Source organism: Microbacterium hydrocarbonoxydans (assembly GCF_023715885.1).
Taxonomy (GTDB): Bacteria; Actinomycetota; Actinomycetes; order Actinomycetales; family Microbacteriaceae; genus Microbacterium; species Microbacterium hydrocarbonoxydans_C.
Genome location: NZ_JAMBOY010000001.1, coordinates 459,995 through 473,410 on the forward strand (window position 1 = coordinate 459,995; position 13,416 = coordinate 473,410).

Genomic DNA, 13,416 nt, shown 5'->3' on the forward strand with positions numbered 1-13,416 from the left:
ACCGAGAGACGCACACGATGGACCTGGCCTCCCCGGCACTCGGCGCGATCCGTCGCACGACCGCCGTCGACACGGTGCGTGCGCGGATCTCGCTCGCCGTCGAGCTCGGGATGCTCGTGCCGGGGCAGCGCCTGCCCAGCACCGAGGACACGGCTCGGGCGTTCGAGGTCAGCGAGATGACCGTGCGGCGCGCGTACCGCGCGCTGAGCGAAGAGGGCGTCGTCGTCCGGCGCAAGGGCCACGCGGGCGGCACGTTCATCGCCGACGCACCGGCGGTGGGCACGGTCGTCGCGATCGACGCGTACAGAGCGGATGCCGCGCACGTGCACGCCCTGATCGACCAGCGCGCCGCGCTCGAGGCCGGACTCGCCGCGATCGCCAGCGCCGCCGCCGACGAGAGGGCGCTCGCACGGCTCGACGTCCTCGTCGAGGAGATGCGGTCCGTGCCCGACTGGACCGGGTTCCGCACCGCCGACGCCGCGTTCCATGAGGTGCTGGTCGGGATGGCGGACGCTGCCGGCGCCGCCGACCTGCACCAGCGCGTCTCGCACGAGCTCTACGCCTACTTCATCCCTTACCGCATCGACTACCTCCGCGCGTCGAACGAAGAGCACGCCCGACTCGTCGAGGCGCTGCGCGCGAAGGACGCCGCGGCCGCGAGCCGCATCGCCTTCGATCACGTCGCCGAGCTGCATGGGTCGATGTATGTCGGGAGCCCGCGCGCCTGAGTCGCTGCCCTGCAGGGTCCGCCGCGGGTCGTTGAGCGAGGAGCGCAGCGAGGCGACGAAACGCGGTATGGAGTTGCACAGCGGGAATCGCGTTTCGTCTCGCTCCGCTCGCTCAACGACCCGGTGCCGCCTCCCGTGGCCCCCTTGACACACGCTGGGTTAAGTGGTTACCTACTCATGTAACTAACCCACCAACCACTGCGGAGGACTCGTGATCGAAGAAGGCAAGCCGCTCTTCCTTCAGATCGCCGAGCAGATCGAGGATTCGATCATCGACGGCTCGCTTGCAGAGGAGACCAAGGCGCCTTCGACCAACGAGCTCGCCGGCTTCTACCGGATCAACCCCGCCACGGCAGCGAAGGGAGTCGCCATGCTCACCGACAAGGGAGTGCTGTACAAGCGCCGCGGCATCGGCATGTTCGTCGCCGAGGGCGCGCGAGAGATCGTGCTCGGCGAGCGCCGTGCCGCGTTCGCCGACCGCTACCTCGACCCGCTCCTCGCTGAGGCCCGCACTCTAGGCCTGAGCGCCACCGACCTCGCCGCCCTGCTGACCGAGCGGGCGGCCTCCACAGAAGGGAAGAACCCCGCATGACCGCCGTCATCGAGGTGCAGAACCTCACCAAGCGCTACAAGGACAAGCGTGCGCTCGACAACGTGTCGCTGAAGCTCGAGGCCGGTGCGATCTACGGCCTGCTCGGGCGCAACGGCGCCGGCAAGACGACCCTCATGTCGATCCTCACGGCGCAGAACTTCGCCAGCTCCGGAGACGTCAGGGTCTTCGGGGAGCAGCCCTACGAGAACGCTCGCGTGCTCGACCGCGTCTGCTTCGTGCGCGAGAGCCAGAAGTACCCGGACGACGCGTATCCGCGTCACGCGTTCAAGGCCGCGAGTCTGTTCTTCCGCAACTGGAATCAGGAGCTGGCCGATGAGCTGATCGACGAGTTCCAGCTGCCGATGAAGCAGACGATCAAGAAGCTGTCGCGAGGACAGCTCTCGGCCGTCGGGGTCATCATCGGGCTCGCCTCCCGCGCCGAGCTGACCTTCTTCGACGAGCCGTACCTCGGACTCGACGCCGTTGCCAGGCAGATCTTCTACGACCGCCTGCTCGAGGACTACGCCGAGCATCCGCGCACGATCATCCTGTCGTCGCACCTCATCGACGAGGTCTCGAACCTCATCGAGAAAGTCATCGTGATCGACAACGGTCGGATCCTCCTCGAGGAGGACACGGATGACGTGCGCGACCGCGCCGTGACCGTCGTCGGCGACGCGGAGAAGGTCGATGCCTGGGCCTCCGGCCGGGAGGTGCTCCATCGCGAGTCGCTCGGCCGCGTGGCGTCGGTCACCGTGCTCGGACACGTCTCAGCCGCCGAGCGCGCCGAGATCTCGGCGTCCGGTCTGGACCTCGCTCCCGTCTCGCTGCAACAGCTGATCGTCCGCCTCACGCAGAAGGCGGAATCCGCGTCGAGAGACGCAGCCGTGAAGGAAGGAGTCCTCTGATGCGACGCACCCTCAACGTCATCCGTCTGCAGCTGATCAACCGGCAGACCTTCATCTGGGTGCCCCTGATCATCCTCGGCTCGGCCGTCGTGATCTCGGTGCTCATCTACGCGATGATCCCGGTCGACACACCGAAGTACGGCGGCGGCGGGCAGGCCCCGCTCTGGTACTTCTTCGCGATCGGCATGGGCGCGATGACCTACACGTTCCCGTTCTCGCAGGCGATGAGCGTGACCAGGCGGGACTTCTTCCTCGGCACGCTGGCCACCGCCGTGCTGGGAAGCGCTCTGCTGGGCCTCGTGTTCCTGCTCGGCGGTGCGATCGAGCTCGCCACGAACGGATACGGCGTGAACGGGTACGTCTTCCACCTGCCGTGGCTGTGGGAGGCAGGACCTGCAGGCGCCTTCATCGTGTTCTTCACGCTCGCCCTCTTCCTGTTCATGCTCGGGTTCACGGGTGCCACGATCTACAAGAGCTGGGGCCCGCTGGTGCTGACGATCGTCGGCGTCGGGCTCGCACTCGTGCTCCTGGCACTGGTGTTCCTCGTGACTCGTCTGGAGCTGTGGCTGCAGGTCGGGCGCGCGATCGGCGACCTCGGAGCGCTGGGACTGGCATTGTGGGGACTCGTCATCGTGGCGGTGCTCTCGGCGGTCTCGTTCTTCGCATTCCGGCGCGTGATTCCGTAGATCGTCCGATCCCCTTCCGGCCGCACCTCGGGGGCCGACACGCCGATCGGCGGACTGCTTCACGGCATCCATTCGACATCCGGCGTGTCGGCCCCCGACCCGTACGCACGGGCGGGCGGATGCCGGCCGTGCGGGCCGCCTCTACCCGGCCCGCACCCGTGAGGCAACCCCGTTCGACTGCCTGAGGCGAGCGGCTATCGTCTTCGTGCGGGGAGGACGACCGAGAGGATGCCGTGACGAAGATCCGCTCGCGAATCCGCGAACGCCGCCCGGCCATCGTGGAATCGCTGCGCGGGGCGGTGCAGCCCGCGCGGCTGCTGCTCGCGGCGAAGACCGCGCTGGCCGTCGGGCTGGCGTGGTGGATCGCCCCGCAGATGCCGGGTGTCACCGATCAATACCCGTACTATGCTCCGCTCGGCGCGCTCGTGAGCATGTACCCGACGCTCATGGGATCGGTGCGGTCGAGTCTGCAGACGCTTCTCGGCCTGGTCGCCGGCATCGGCCTCGCCACGCTCGTGATCGTGACGGTCGGCCCCAACTGGTGGACCATTCCCGTCGTCGTCGGCGTCGGCGTGCTGCTCTCGGGCACCGGCTGGTTCGGCGCCGGCAAGGAGTACGTGCCCATCGCGGCACTGTTCGTGCTGATCATCGGGGGGCAGAACGCCGACGACTACTCCCTCGGCTACCTCACGCAGATGGCGGTCGGCGTCGTCATCGGACTGGTCGTCAACCTCGTGATCGCGCCTGCGCCCACGACCCTGGCCGCGGCGGCACGGGTCGACGCGTTCCGCCATCAGCTCAGCGACCACCTGCACGACATCGGCTATGCGATCACCGAGTCGTGGCCGCCGGAGCACGAGCAGTGGGCGGAGGATGCGGCGTCGCTCGCTGACACGACATCGTCGCTGCGCACCGCGCTGGCGGAAGCGGATGACAGTCGCCGCGTGAATCCTCGTGCGCGCGGCGGCCGCGGCGAGACGCAGCACGTGCACGAGGATCTCACCCGTCTCGATCGCATCGCGCATCTGATCCGCGACATCGCCGACGCGACGGCCGACACGATCTGGGACCGCCCGGGCGCGATGCCCCTCGATCCGGAACTGCCCGAACCCCTGGCGGCTGCCTGCCACGCCGTGGCCGACGCGATCGCCGCGGAGGACCCGTCGACGGCCGAGGCCCACCGCCTACGCGCCGAGGCCGCCCGAGCCATCCGGAGACTGCTGGAGACCGTCGACGATCGTACGGCTGACGTCGGCCGCACGACAGGTCCCGGAGTGCTCACAGCCATGCATCTGCGCCGCATCCTCATCGTGAGCGGCGCGACGCGCGAGTCGGACGACTGATCAGATCGTGTCGTCGGCCGCGACGATGTCGACCTGCCAGAAGCGCCCGTCGGGATCGTTCTCGTCGTGGGCGGCCTCGGCGCGCTCGAACGCCTCGTCGAACTCGTGCAGCAGTGCTTCGAACTCGGTCTCGGTGAGCCGAGTGGTGCGCTGCTGGAACACCGCGCGAATGCCGGGCGAGCGGCCGCCGTAGTACTCGGGCGCCCACGCGACGACGCGCTGCAGCAGATCCTGATGCTCGGCGGCGACGGCCTGGACCACGGCGCCGCCGAGCTCCTCGTCGGCCACCGGGTGATCGGGGTCACCGACGCTCATGGCGCCTCGAACGGCTGTCCAGACCCGATCGCGACGATCGCGGGCGTGCTCGGGGGCTTCGGTGATGAGGGCTGCGTCGGCCAGGCTGCGCAGGTGGAAGCTCACGCGGTTCGCGGGCACGTCGAGCTCGGCAGCGATGTCGGCCGCCCGCATGTGGCCGCGGCGGGCCAGGAGCTTCAGGATTCGCCGCCGGAGGGGGTGCGCGTAGGCCTTGAGCATGGCGGAGGTCATCCACACGGGATCCTCCCCCTGCGCTCCTCCGGTCATGGGTCGATCATACGTGCACCCGGAATTGCGCAAGGATAGTTGCGCAACTATTGTTGGCAATCTACGCTGTGATTCATGACCGCTGTCAGGACCCCGTCGAGTCTCTGGCGCAGCCCGCGCTACCTCATCTGGCTCGCGAGCGACACGAGCAAGGGACTCGCCGCTGCCTTGTTCGGCTTCGCGGTGCCGCTTCTCGCCTTGATCGTCACCGACGATCCCGCGCAGGCCGGCGTCATCGGCGGAGCCGGCATGGTCGCCAAGGTGGTGTTGACCCTCGCCGGCGGGATCCTCGCCGATCGGCACGCACGCATCGACCTCATGATCGTCGGATCGCTCCTCGGGGTGCTGCTCGCGGGCGCGTTCACCGTGCTCGCGCTCGCCGATGCGCTCACCTTCGCGACCCTGCTCATCCTCAACGTGCTGCTCGCGGCGCGCAGCGGCGTCTTCGACGTGGCAGGCGAAAGCGCGATCAAGGAGATCGTGCCCGACGACGCCATGGGCCGGGCGCAGGCGGCGAACCAGGGGCGCGACGCCGCGCTGCAGCTCGCCGGAGGCCCCCTCGGCGGTCTGCTCCTGAGCATGGGCGGCTGGGCGATCGGCGCCGCGATGACACTCTGTCAACTCATCGCCGGGACGACGGCCTGGATGCTGCGGCGCACCGAGCCGACGGCATCCGTCCTCCCCGTGGAGTCAGACGATCGGGAGAGCGACGCCCCCGCCGCCGCGGCGAGCGCGTGGCGCGAGCTGCGCGAAGGATTCTCCTGGCTCATGTCGAGGCCCGACCTCGGTGGAGTGCTGCTCACGGTGACGGTGATCAACCTCGGCTTCAACGCCGCGATCACGACCGTCATCTACGCGCTGCAACAGTCCGGATACTCGGAGGTCCTGATCGGCACGCTCGGGGCGGCCGTCGGCGCGATCATGCTGGGTGGGGCCATCGTCGCTCCTCTCCTCGTGCCGCGGTTCGGCGCCGGGGCCATCGCCATTGCAGGTCTGGCGACGGCGACGATCGGCACCGTCGTGCTCTGCTGGGTCGATCAGCCGTGGGGGATCGTCGCCGTGCTCGGGGCATCGGTGCTCCTGCTGCCGGCGCTCAACGCCGGGATGATGGGCTACTTCATGGTGGCGACGCCGAGCCGGCTGCTCGGGCGGGCGAACAGCGCGGCCGGCGTGCTCTCGATGGGCGCGCTGCCGCTCGCCCCGCTCGTCGCAGGCTTCGGTCTCGCCTGGCTCGGACGGGAGGGGACGCTGCTCGTCTGCGCTGGCCTGTGCCTGGCATCCGTCTCTCTCGCCGTCGGCAATCGAGCGCTCCGCGCGCTGCCCGTCGAGTCGCGGTGGGCCGAGCACGCGAAGGCGTACGAGTCGCGTTGAGCCGCTACAGCGACCCGGTCAGCGCCGCGATCCCGGCGAGCGCCGAGGCGAGGGCGAGCACCAGGGCGATCGAGATCAGCACCACGTGCACGGTGAGGAACGTCGTGGGTTTGCCCGCGGCATCCCGAGCCCGGGGATCCTTGGCGATCCGGGCGTAGAACCGCGGCCACACGAGGGCGTTGAAGGCGGCGTTGGCGAACAGGAGCACGGCGAGCACGGTCACCCCTCCACGGTATCGGCTCGACCGCGCGCGATCCGCCGGGAGAAATCGACCGGGTCCATGTATCAGGAACCTCTTGCCGCGCTCCTGACAGGTGTGATCACAATGAGTCCCATGACCGACGGCGTACCCGGCGCCGGCCACGATCCTGCACCGGATGACGGCGCGGCACGCTGGAAGCTCGCCGCCGCACACTTCGACGCATGGCGGGGCGGCGACAGCCGCGCGATGGACGACCTCGTGCGGCTGATGACACCTGTGCTCTGGCATGTCGTGCGCGCCTACGGTCTCGAGCGCACGCTGGCCGAGGACGTCGTCCAGACGACATGGATGCAGCTAGTCCGCAGCGGCCCCTCCATCACCGAGGCCCGCGCCGTCGCCGCCTGGCTGACGACGACCGCGCGTCGCGAGGCGTGGCGCGCGGGCAAGGCGCACGGGCGGATGGACACCACCGACACCGATGCTCTCGACGCACTGCTGCCGGAGCAGAAGTCCGCCGAGGAGCATGCCGCGACGGGCGATGAGAACCGCCGACTCTGGGCAGCCGTGCGGCTCCTCGCCGAGCGCTGCCAGCGGCTCCTGCGGGTGATCGCATTCGAAGATCGGCCGGACTATGCACGGCTGGCCGCCGATCTCGGCATGCCCGTCGGCAGCATCGGCCCCACGAGGCAGCGATGCCTCGCCAAACTGCGCGCGCTGCTCGACGCTCCGACGACTCGGACGGAGGGGGCGCCATGAGCGGGACCGACCAGGAGGATGCCGCGCTGTTCGCCCGGCTGCGTGATCTGTGGCGCGACGTCGATCCGATGCCGGCGACACTCATCGACCGGATGATCGCCGCCGTCGCCGCCGAGGGCCTGAGCGAGGAGTACGCCATGCTGACCCTCATCGAGCAGCCGCTCGGCGCGGTGCGCGGCGACACCGACGCCCTCACCCTGCAGTTCAGCGACGGCACGACCAGCATCCTGCTGCACGTGACGCGCACGGCGAGCGGACGCCACCGGGTCGACGGGTGGGCCGACACCGCCGCCGCGACGATCGAGCTCAGGCAGGGGGAGCGGGTCCGCCGCACTGCCCCCAGCGAGACCGGACGCTTCGCATTCGATGAGGTGCCGGACGGGTTCACCCGCGTGCGGCTCACCACCACCGTCGGCGACGAGGAACGCACACTGTCGACACCGCAGTTCGAGTTGTGATCCATCGCGGGTCCGCCCGCACACACCGCGGGCACGCCCGCACAGGATGCGGGTGCGCCCGCGAGGAGGGGACGACCGATCATGGAGCAGCCGAGGGGTTGGAGCTGGCAGGACAGAGCGGAAGGATCGATCCGTCGAGGGACGGCGCTCGATCCGAACGTCGAACCGGTCGACGGCGTCCGCGCCTTCCCGACGGCATACCTGCCGGAGCGGCTGCTCATCACCTTCGACCGCGACAGCGACCACGAGGCGTACGACGGCGAGGTGAAGGCTCTCCGCGACGCCGCGGCATCCTTCGGCTGGCAGCTCGACATCGAGTCGCCCGACTCCCGCCTGTACGCCGACGATCTGCTCCCCGGGGTGCCGGGATTCCTGCGCGCGCGCCTCACGACGCCCGACGAACCCGTGCGCGGCGAGTCGCCCGTACCACCCGACGCCTGGCGCGTCCTGCAGCGCGCGCGTCGAAGCACCCGGTCGCCGATGCCGCGGACCAGCCTCGAGCACGTCCTGTCGATCGATCCGGTGGGACTCAACCCGTTCAGCCGCACGAACCCCTTCAGTCGCACGAACCCGTTCAGCCGCACCAACCCCGTGCGCGGAGCCGGAGCGGGCGGCAGCGACGACTACCTCGAGCCGGGTCGAGGGGCACGGCAGCCGGTGAGCTGGCTCGGACCCGCACCGCGGCGCGGACCGTCGCCGAAGCGCGGGCGGCGACCCGTGGTCGCGGTGCTCGACACCGGCTGCGGCGTGCATGACTGGTTGCCCGACGACATCGTCACCCGGCAGGTCGAGCTCGACGGCATTCCGGTCGGACTCACCGACGACGCCGACCCCGAGCGCTACCCCGACCTCTACGGCCAGCTCGACGGTGAGATCGACGCCGTCGCAGGGCACGGCACGTTCATCGCCGGCATCATCCGCCAGACGGCGCCGGATGCGGACATCCTGTCGGTCCGCATGGCCGGAGCGCTCGGAGTGATCGACGAGAGCACGTTCCTCACGACGGTCGCGCAGGTCGTGGAGCTGTTGCGCCGCCACCGGCAGGATCCGTCGACCGGATACCCGATCGACGTGCTCAATCTGTCGCTCGGGTATTACCACGAGACCCCTGAGGACGGGCTCTTCAGCACCACGCTCACGGCGCTGTTGACCAAGGCCAGGGAGCTCGGCTGCGTCGTGGTGTGCTCTGCCGGCAACGACGCGATCGACCGGCCGTCGTTCCCTGCCTCGCTCTGGCCGTGGCCCGGGTCGAACAACGGCATCCCGCACGACGACGACGCCCCGCACGTTTCTGTCGGGGCGCTGAACCCCTCGGCGCGCTCGGTCGCCCTGTTCTCGAACGTCGGCCCGTGGGTGCAGGTGTATGCGCCGGGAGCAGCGGTCGTCAGCACGTCGCCGGCGTTCGTGGGCGGAGAGCAGGCATCGTGCCGCGCCGATGTCGACGGACTGCGCCGCGAGACGATCGATCCCGACGATTACCGCGGCGGATTCGCGATCTGGAGCGGCACGTCGTTCGCGGCGCCGTACGTCGCCGGACGCATCGCGGCGCAGCTCGGGGTCGTGCCAGGCGATGGCGTGTCAGCGGCGACCGCGGCGAAGGCCGTGGCGGCGGTACTGAAGACGCTGCCGGCACCGCGGGAGTAGCCCGCGCACTTCCGTGGAGACGCACCGACCGGCATTCTGGGACGATGCCCCTGTCTGCGCGCGAGCTGCATCAGCGTGGTGTCGACGCTGCCAACTCCCGGCGGTTCGGTCAGGCGAGACGCGCGCTGGCGGCGGCGACCGCCCGCGCCGACGACGACGAACTCCGCGCGAGGATCGACGGCACCATGGCGTACGTACTGGCCCAGATCGGCGAGCCTGCCGAGGCGGAGCGGCTCTCTCGCGACGCCCTCGAGCGGCCCGGTCTTCGCGCCGAGACGGTGGCGCTGCTGCACGGCCAGCTCGGCACACTGCTCATGCACGGCGGCCGACTCGACGAGGCGGACCAGTCGCTGACGCGGGCGATCGACGCGCTGGACGAGGGCTCGATCGAACGCGCGAACCTGCTGATGAGTCGTTCGATCGTCGGGATGCAGCGGCACCGCCTCGACGACTGCACCGCCGACCTGCGCCGCGCCGTCGCCGTCTACGAGTCGCTCGGCGAGGAGGAGCCCCTGGCCGAGGCGCGCCACAACCTCGGGTACGCAGCGCTGCTCGGCGGCGATCTCGTGACCGCGCTGAACCTCATGACCGCCTCGCGTCCTGCGCTCGCCGCCACGAGCGACCTGGCAGCGGCGATCAGCGACCTCGACCGCGCGGAGGTGCTTCGTGACGCGGGGCTGACCACCGAGGCGGAAGCGCTGCTCGACGAGGTGGCGAAACGGTTCGGGGCCCAGCGGATGCGGCAGGCACGCGGCGAGGCCGAGTTCCATCTCGCCCGGTCGCTGCTGCGGCACGACCCCGCGGCCGCCGAGCGCACCGCCGCCAGGGCCGCCCGTCGCTTCGCGTCGCTCGGCAGCGACGGCTGGTCGGCGCGGGCCGAGGCCGTGCGCCTCGAAGCATCCCTCCGTGCCCACCCGGCGCGCGGCGTCGACCACAGAGCCTTCGTACGCACCACGGCGGCGCTCGCCGACGGGGGGTTCCACACGGAGGCGACGGCCCTGGCCCTCACCGCCCGGCTCGCGGACGAACAGCGGATGCCGCGCATCGCCGACGACGACCCCACCCCGCTGCGTCTGCGCGCCCACGAGGTGCGGGCGGTGCGAGCAGCGAAGGCCGGGAGGGATGCCGCGGCCCTGCGCGCCGCGGCAGACGGCCTCGACCTGCTCACGTCGTGGCAGCAGTCGTTCGGCGCCCTCGATCTGCAGGCGTCGGTCGCGATGCACGGCGCCGAACTGATGTTCGCCGGACTCGCGGCAGCGGCGCGCATGCGGGATCCGAGTGTGCTGTTCGAGTGGTCGGAGCGCGCCAGGCACCTGAGTCAGCAGGTCGCCCCGGTTCGTCCGCCGCGCGACGCGAATCTCGCCGCCGACCTCGCGGAGTTGCGCATGCTGCGCGCCGATCTCGCCGGCGCGGACTGGACCGCAGACGCCAGGGTGAGGGCGCTGCGCGACCGGGTGCGCGACCGGCAATGGTCGTCGATCGGCGCAGGCGCGAATCGCGGACGTCTCGATCTGCCGACCACCCTGGCTCGGCTCGACGAGCAGACAGCGATCCTCGCGTACGTGTACACGGGGGACGACCTGCTCTGCACGGTCGTCACGGCGGCCGGGGCCACGATCATCCAGCTGACGTGGCCGCGCATCCGTGCCGCTCTCGACGGCCTGCGCGCCGACCTCGACGTCGCCGCCCTCACGCACGGTGGCCCGATGGCGGCGATCGTCGCCCGATCCCTCGACGAACGGCTGAACGCTCTCGACGAGTCGCTGCTCGCGCCCGTGCTCGCCGCGGCACCGCATGTGTCGCGGCTGGCGCTGACGATCCCCGGCATCCTCGGCGGCATCCCCTGGGCCATGCTGCCGGGACTCGCCGGCGTCCCGTTCACGATCGCGACCTCGGTGTCGCGCCTCCTGGGGGACCGCGCGCTCCCTCGCCGGGGCCACAGGGCGACGGTGCGCCGCGCGGGCTTCGCGGCGGGGCCTCGCGTTGCCCGCGGGGTCGAGGAGGTGCACACCGCGGCGGGCGCGTGGCGCACGGCCGAGGTGTACGTCGGCGAGGGCGCTCGGGTCGACGCGGTCACCGACCTGGCCGGACGCGTCGACGTTCTCCACATCGCCGCACACGGACGTCACGCGGTCGACAACCCGATGTTCTCGGGGTTCGAGCTCGCCGACGGAACCTTGTTCGGATACGACGTCGACCTCATCCCGCGCACGCCCGACACGGTCGTGTTGTCGGCGTGCGAGCTCGGACGGTCGTCGGTGCGGTGGGGAGAGGAAGCGCTGGGCATGACGCGTGTCTGGCTGCATGCCGGTACGCGATGCGTGATCGCAGCGCCGGTCGTGGTCGCCGACGATGTGGCGTGCGAACTCCTCGGAGCGGTGCACTCACGGCTCGCGGGCGGCGACGCTCCGGCCGAGGCGCTGGCCGCCGCATCCGGATCGACCGGCCTCCGCGCCCCTTTCCAGTGCCACGGGGACGGGTTCTAGAGATTTTCTCCACTCGATGTATCAGCGAGAGGGGCACCCTCTCCTGATCTGCAGAGGGTGCCATGCGAAGGGCTTCGGAAGCGAAGCGCGAGGGAGGCGCAGTCGGAAAATGGGGAATCTCGTGCGCTGGGGAGCGCGAGAGACGACAGGGACACCATCTACCTCGGGGATGTCGCGTGAGGGGTCGCGGCATCCCCACCATCCGTCGACGAGGGCAGGGTCGGCCGGATGCCGCGACGGGCGGGGACCCCGTCGCGGCACCGGTCACTCAGAGCGGAAGCGATCGGACGGTCAGCGATACACCTCACGCCGGTGGCCGGCGTGCACGACCACCACCGTGAGGATCTGATCCTCAATGCGGTAGAGCACCCGGTAGTCGCCACTTCGCACACGCCATTCGGGGCGGCCCGTGAGCTTCCTCGCCGCTGGCGGGCGCGGCTCTTCTGCGAGCGTCTCGATGACGCCTTGGATCCGACGCTTCGCCTCAGGCGGCAGCTTTCGGATCGCGCGAGCCGCGATGGGAAGTACCTGAAGCTTGTAGGTCACTGCACCAATCCGAGGTCCCGCTTGACGTCCTCCCATGGAATCGGTGTCTCCTGAAGGCGTTGAGTCTCGTCCCAGGCCTCGTCGACAGCCCTGATGTCGGCGAGCTCCTCGGCATCCTCGAGCAGCTTCTCGAGAAACGAGGAGTCGACGACCGCCGCTACCGCACGATTGCGGCGCGTGAGGTAGACCGGTTCCGTGCGCGCCTCATCGATGATCGACGCCAGTCGTCCCCGAGCCTCCGTAATCGCGATCTCGCTCATGACTTGAGAATACTGCACAATGTACGTTACTGGGCAAGGTGGTGCGAAACGTACAACATTCGCGGCAGCGGTCACTCCACGACGATGACGCGGTACCCCGCCGACGTGAAATCGTCCCGCATGGCGGACGAGAGTCCGTCATCCGTGATGAGGGTCTGGAAGAGATCCGCCCCGCCGATCGACGCGAACGATCCGGCTCCGACCTTCGACGAATCGGCGACGATCACGGCACGCTGTGCGCGCTGCGCCATCACGCTGTTGACGGCCGCCTCCCGCTCGTCGTCGGTCCTGGCGCCTTCGGCGGGGTCCACCGCGTTGACGCCGATGAACGCCACGTCGAGTCGCACCCCTCGCAGCAGCTGTTCCACGAACGGTCCGACGAGCTCGTAGCTGCGCGAATGGATGACGCCGCCCGTCACCACGACCTTGATGTCGGGGCGCGTCGCGAGCTGCGCGGCGATGTTCACGGCGTTCGTGACGACCGTGATCCCCGGACCATCGGTGAGGTCGGCGCGCGCGGCGAGAGCCGCGGCGATCGCCGTGGTGGTCGTGCCGCCTGAGAGACCGACGACCATCCCCGGCGACACGAGCCCCGCAGCAGCTCGGGCGATGCTCTCCTTCTGCCTGGTCCGCAGGTGACTCTTGTAGCGAACCGGCAGCTCATAGGCGACCGAATGTGCGACGGCTCCGCCGTGCGTGCGGGTGAGCAGTCGCTGCTCGGCGAGGCTGTCGAGATCGCGTCGGATCGTGGCGGCGGAGGCGCCGAAGCGCTCGACGAGGTCGTCGACCGTGACCTCGCCGTCGGCGGCCAGCAGGTCGAGGATCGCAGATAGTCGGGCGGCGCGGTTCATGCG

15 protein-coding genes are annotated in these 13,416 nt (G+C 70.1%); 10 read left to right on the forward strand and 5 right to left on the reverse strand.

Going from position 1 to position 13,416, the window contains the following annotated elements; genetic code table 11:
* Window positions 1-17: 17 nt before the first annotated feature.
* The 5 genes from M3195_RS02135 to M3195_RS02155 all read left to right on the forward strand — a co-directional run bounded on the left by M3195_RS02135 (window position 18) and on the right by M3195_RS02155 (window position 4,257).
* On the forward strand, window positions 18-728 hold the full coding sequence (locus M3195_RS02135; protein ID WP_251584764.1) for a FadR/GntR family transcriptional regulator: 711 nt from the start codon (window positions 18-20) through the stop codon (window positions 726-728).
* A 211-nt stretch (window positions 729-939) separates the two neighbouring features.
* Entirely contained in the window at window positions 940-1,320 is a 381-nt protein-coding gene (locus M3195_RS02140) for a GntR family transcriptional regulator (RefSeq protein WP_251584766.1), read from the forward strand.
* On the forward strand, window positions 1,317-2,228 hold the full coding sequence (locus M3195_RS02145; protein ID WP_251584768.1) for an ABC transporter ATP-binding protein: 912 nt from the start codon (window positions 1,317-1,319) through the stop codon (window positions 2,226-2,228). Before M3195_RS02140 ends, M3195_RS02145 begins: the two co-directional genes overlap by 4 nt.
* A complete protein-coding gene (locus M3195_RS02150; RefSeq protein WP_251584770.1) occupies window positions 2,228-2,914 on the forward strand; it encodes a hypothetical protein in 687 nt (228 codons plus the stop codon). Before M3195_RS02145 ends, M3195_RS02150 begins: the two co-directional genes overlap by 1 nt.
* Window positions 2,915-3,147: 233 nt before the next feature.
* Window positions 3,148-4,257: an FUSC family protein gene (locus tag M3195_RS02155; protein WP_251584772.1), complete on the forward strand. Its 1,110-nt coding sequence runs from the start codon at window positions 3,148-3,150 to the stop codon at window positions 4,255-4,257.
* Here M3195_RS02155 and M3195_RS02160 read toward each other — a convergent pair whose 3' ends face one another.
* Entirely contained in the window at window positions 4,258-4,839 is a 582-nt protein-coding gene (locus M3195_RS02160) for an ArsR/SmtB family transcription factor (protein WP_251584774.1), read from the reverse strand. It abuts the gene before it with no gap.
* 75 nt (window positions 4,840-4,914) lie between these two features.
* On the opposite strand from M3195_RS02160, the gene M3195_RS02165 reads away from it, so the two are divergent.
* Window positions 4,915-6,210 carry an MFS transporter gene (locus M3195_RS02165; protein WP_251584776.1) on the forward strand — a complete coding sequence of 432 codons (1,296 nt, stop codon included), beginning with the start codon at window positions 4,915-4,917 and terminating at the stop codon, window positions 6,208-6,210.
* 4 nt (window positions 6,211-6,214) lie between these two features.
* Here M3195_RS02165 and M3195_RS02170 read toward each other — a convergent pair whose 3' ends face one another.
* The gene (locus M3195_RS02170) at window positions 6,215-6,433 is read right to left on the reverse strand and encodes an SCO4848 family membrane protein (protein ID WP_251584778.1); all 219 of its coding nucleotides are present in this window, start codon (window positions 6,431-6,433) and stop codon (window positions 6,215-6,217) included.
* Between the two features lie 111 nt (window positions 6,434-6,544).
* On the opposite strand from M3195_RS02170, the gene M3195_RS02175 reads away from it, so the two are divergent.
* From M3195_RS02175 to M3195_RS02190, 4 genes are all read left to right on the forward strand, one after another.
* Window positions 6,545-7,168 carry an RNA polymerase sigma factor gene (locus M3195_RS02175; RefSeq protein WP_251584780.1) on the forward strand — a complete coding sequence of 208 codons (624 nt, stop codon included), beginning with the start codon at window positions 6,545-6,547 and terminating at the stop codon, window positions 7,166-7,168.
* Entirely contained in the window at window positions 7,165-7,626 is a 462-nt protein-coding gene (locus tag M3195_RS02180; protein ID WP_251584782.1) for a hypothetical protein, read from the forward strand. Before M3195_RS02175 ends, M3195_RS02180 begins: the two co-directional genes overlap by 4 nt.
* A gap of 81 nt (window positions 7,627-7,707) precedes the next feature.
* Window positions 7,708-9,270, forward strand: a complete 1,563-nt coding sequence (locus M3195_RS02185; RefSeq protein WP_251584784.1) for a S8 family peptidase — start codon at window positions 7,708-7,710, stop codon at window positions 9,268-9,270.
* Window positions 9,271-9,314: 44 nt separating this feature from the next.
* Entirely contained in the window at window positions 9,315-11,756 is a 2,442-nt protein-coding gene (locus M3195_RS02190; protein WP_251584786.1) for a CHAT domain-containing protein, read from the forward strand.
* A 291-nt stretch (window positions 11,757-12,047) separates the two neighbouring features.
* Here M3195_RS02190 and M3195_RS02195 read toward each other — a convergent pair whose 3' ends face one another.
* The 3 genes from M3195_RS02195 to M3195_RS02205 form a co-directional block, all read right to left on the reverse strand.
* Window positions 12,048-12,302 carry a type II toxin-antitoxin system RelE family toxin gene (locus tag M3195_RS02195; RefSeq protein ID WP_251584788.1) on the reverse strand — a complete coding sequence of 85 codons (255 nt, stop codon included), beginning with the start codon at window positions 12,300-12,302 and terminating at the stop codon, window positions 12,048-12,050.
* Complete coding sequence (locus tag M3195_RS02200) at window positions 12,299-12,562, reverse strand: type II toxin-antitoxin system Phd/YefM family antitoxin (protein ID WP_251584790.1); 264 nt, start codon at window positions 12,560-12,562, stop codon at window positions 12,299-12,301. The genes M3195_RS02195 and M3195_RS02200 overlap by 4 nt, the downstream gene beginning before the upstream one ends.
* A 71-nt stretch (window positions 12,563-12,633) precedes the next feature.
* Entirely contained in the window at window positions 12,634-13,413 is a 780-nt protein-coding gene (locus M3195_RS02205; RefSeq protein ID WP_251584792.1) for a DeoR/GlpR family DNA-binding transcription regulator, read from the reverse strand.
* Between the last annotated feature and the right edge of the window lie 3 nt (window positions 13,414-13,416).

Coding starts and splice junctions, on each gene's coding strand:
- M3195_RS02190 (WP_251584786.1), top strand. CDS start 9,315: ATGCCCCTGTCTGCGCGCGAGCTGCATCAGCGTGGTGTCGACGCTGCC.
- M3195_RS02200 (WP_251584790.1), bottom strand. CDS start 12,562: ATGAGCGAGATCGCGATTACGGAGGCTCGGGGACGACTGGCGTCGATC.
- M3195_RS02205 (WP_251584792.1), bottom strand. CDS start 13,413: ATGAACCGCGCCGCCCGACTATCTGCGATCCTCGACCTGCTGGCCGCC.
- M3195_RS02180 (WP_251584782.1), top strand. CDS start 7,165: ATGAGCGGGACCGACCAGGAGGATGCCGCGCTGTTCGCCCGGCTGCGT.
- M3195_RS02175 (WP_251584780.1), top strand. CDS start 6,545: ATGACCGACGGCGTACCCGGCGCCGGCCACGATCCTGCACCGGATGAC.
- M3195_RS02150 (WP_251584770.1), top strand. CDS start 2,228: ATGCGACGCACCCTCAACGTCATCCGTCTGCAGCTGATCAACCGGCAG.
- M3195_RS02185 (WP_251584784.1), top strand. CDS start 7,708: ATGGAGCAGCCGAGGGGTTGGAGCTGGCAGGACAGAGCGGAAGGATCG.
- M3195_RS02165 (WP_251584776.1), top strand. CDS start 4,915: ATGACCGCTGTCAGGACCCCGTCGAGTCTCTGGCGCAGCCCGCGCTAC.
- M3195_RS02160 (WP_251584774.1), bottom strand. CDS start 4,839: ATGACCGGAGGAGCGCAGGGGGAGGATCCCGTGTGGATGACCTCCGCC.
- M3195_RS02145 (WP_251584768.1), top strand. CDS start 1,317: ATGACCGCCGTCATCGAGGTGCAGAACCTCACCAAGCGCTACAAGGAC.
- M3195_RS02135 (WP_251584764.1), top strand. CDS start 18: ATGGACCTGGCCTCCCCGGCACTCGGCGCGATCCGTCGCACGACCGCC.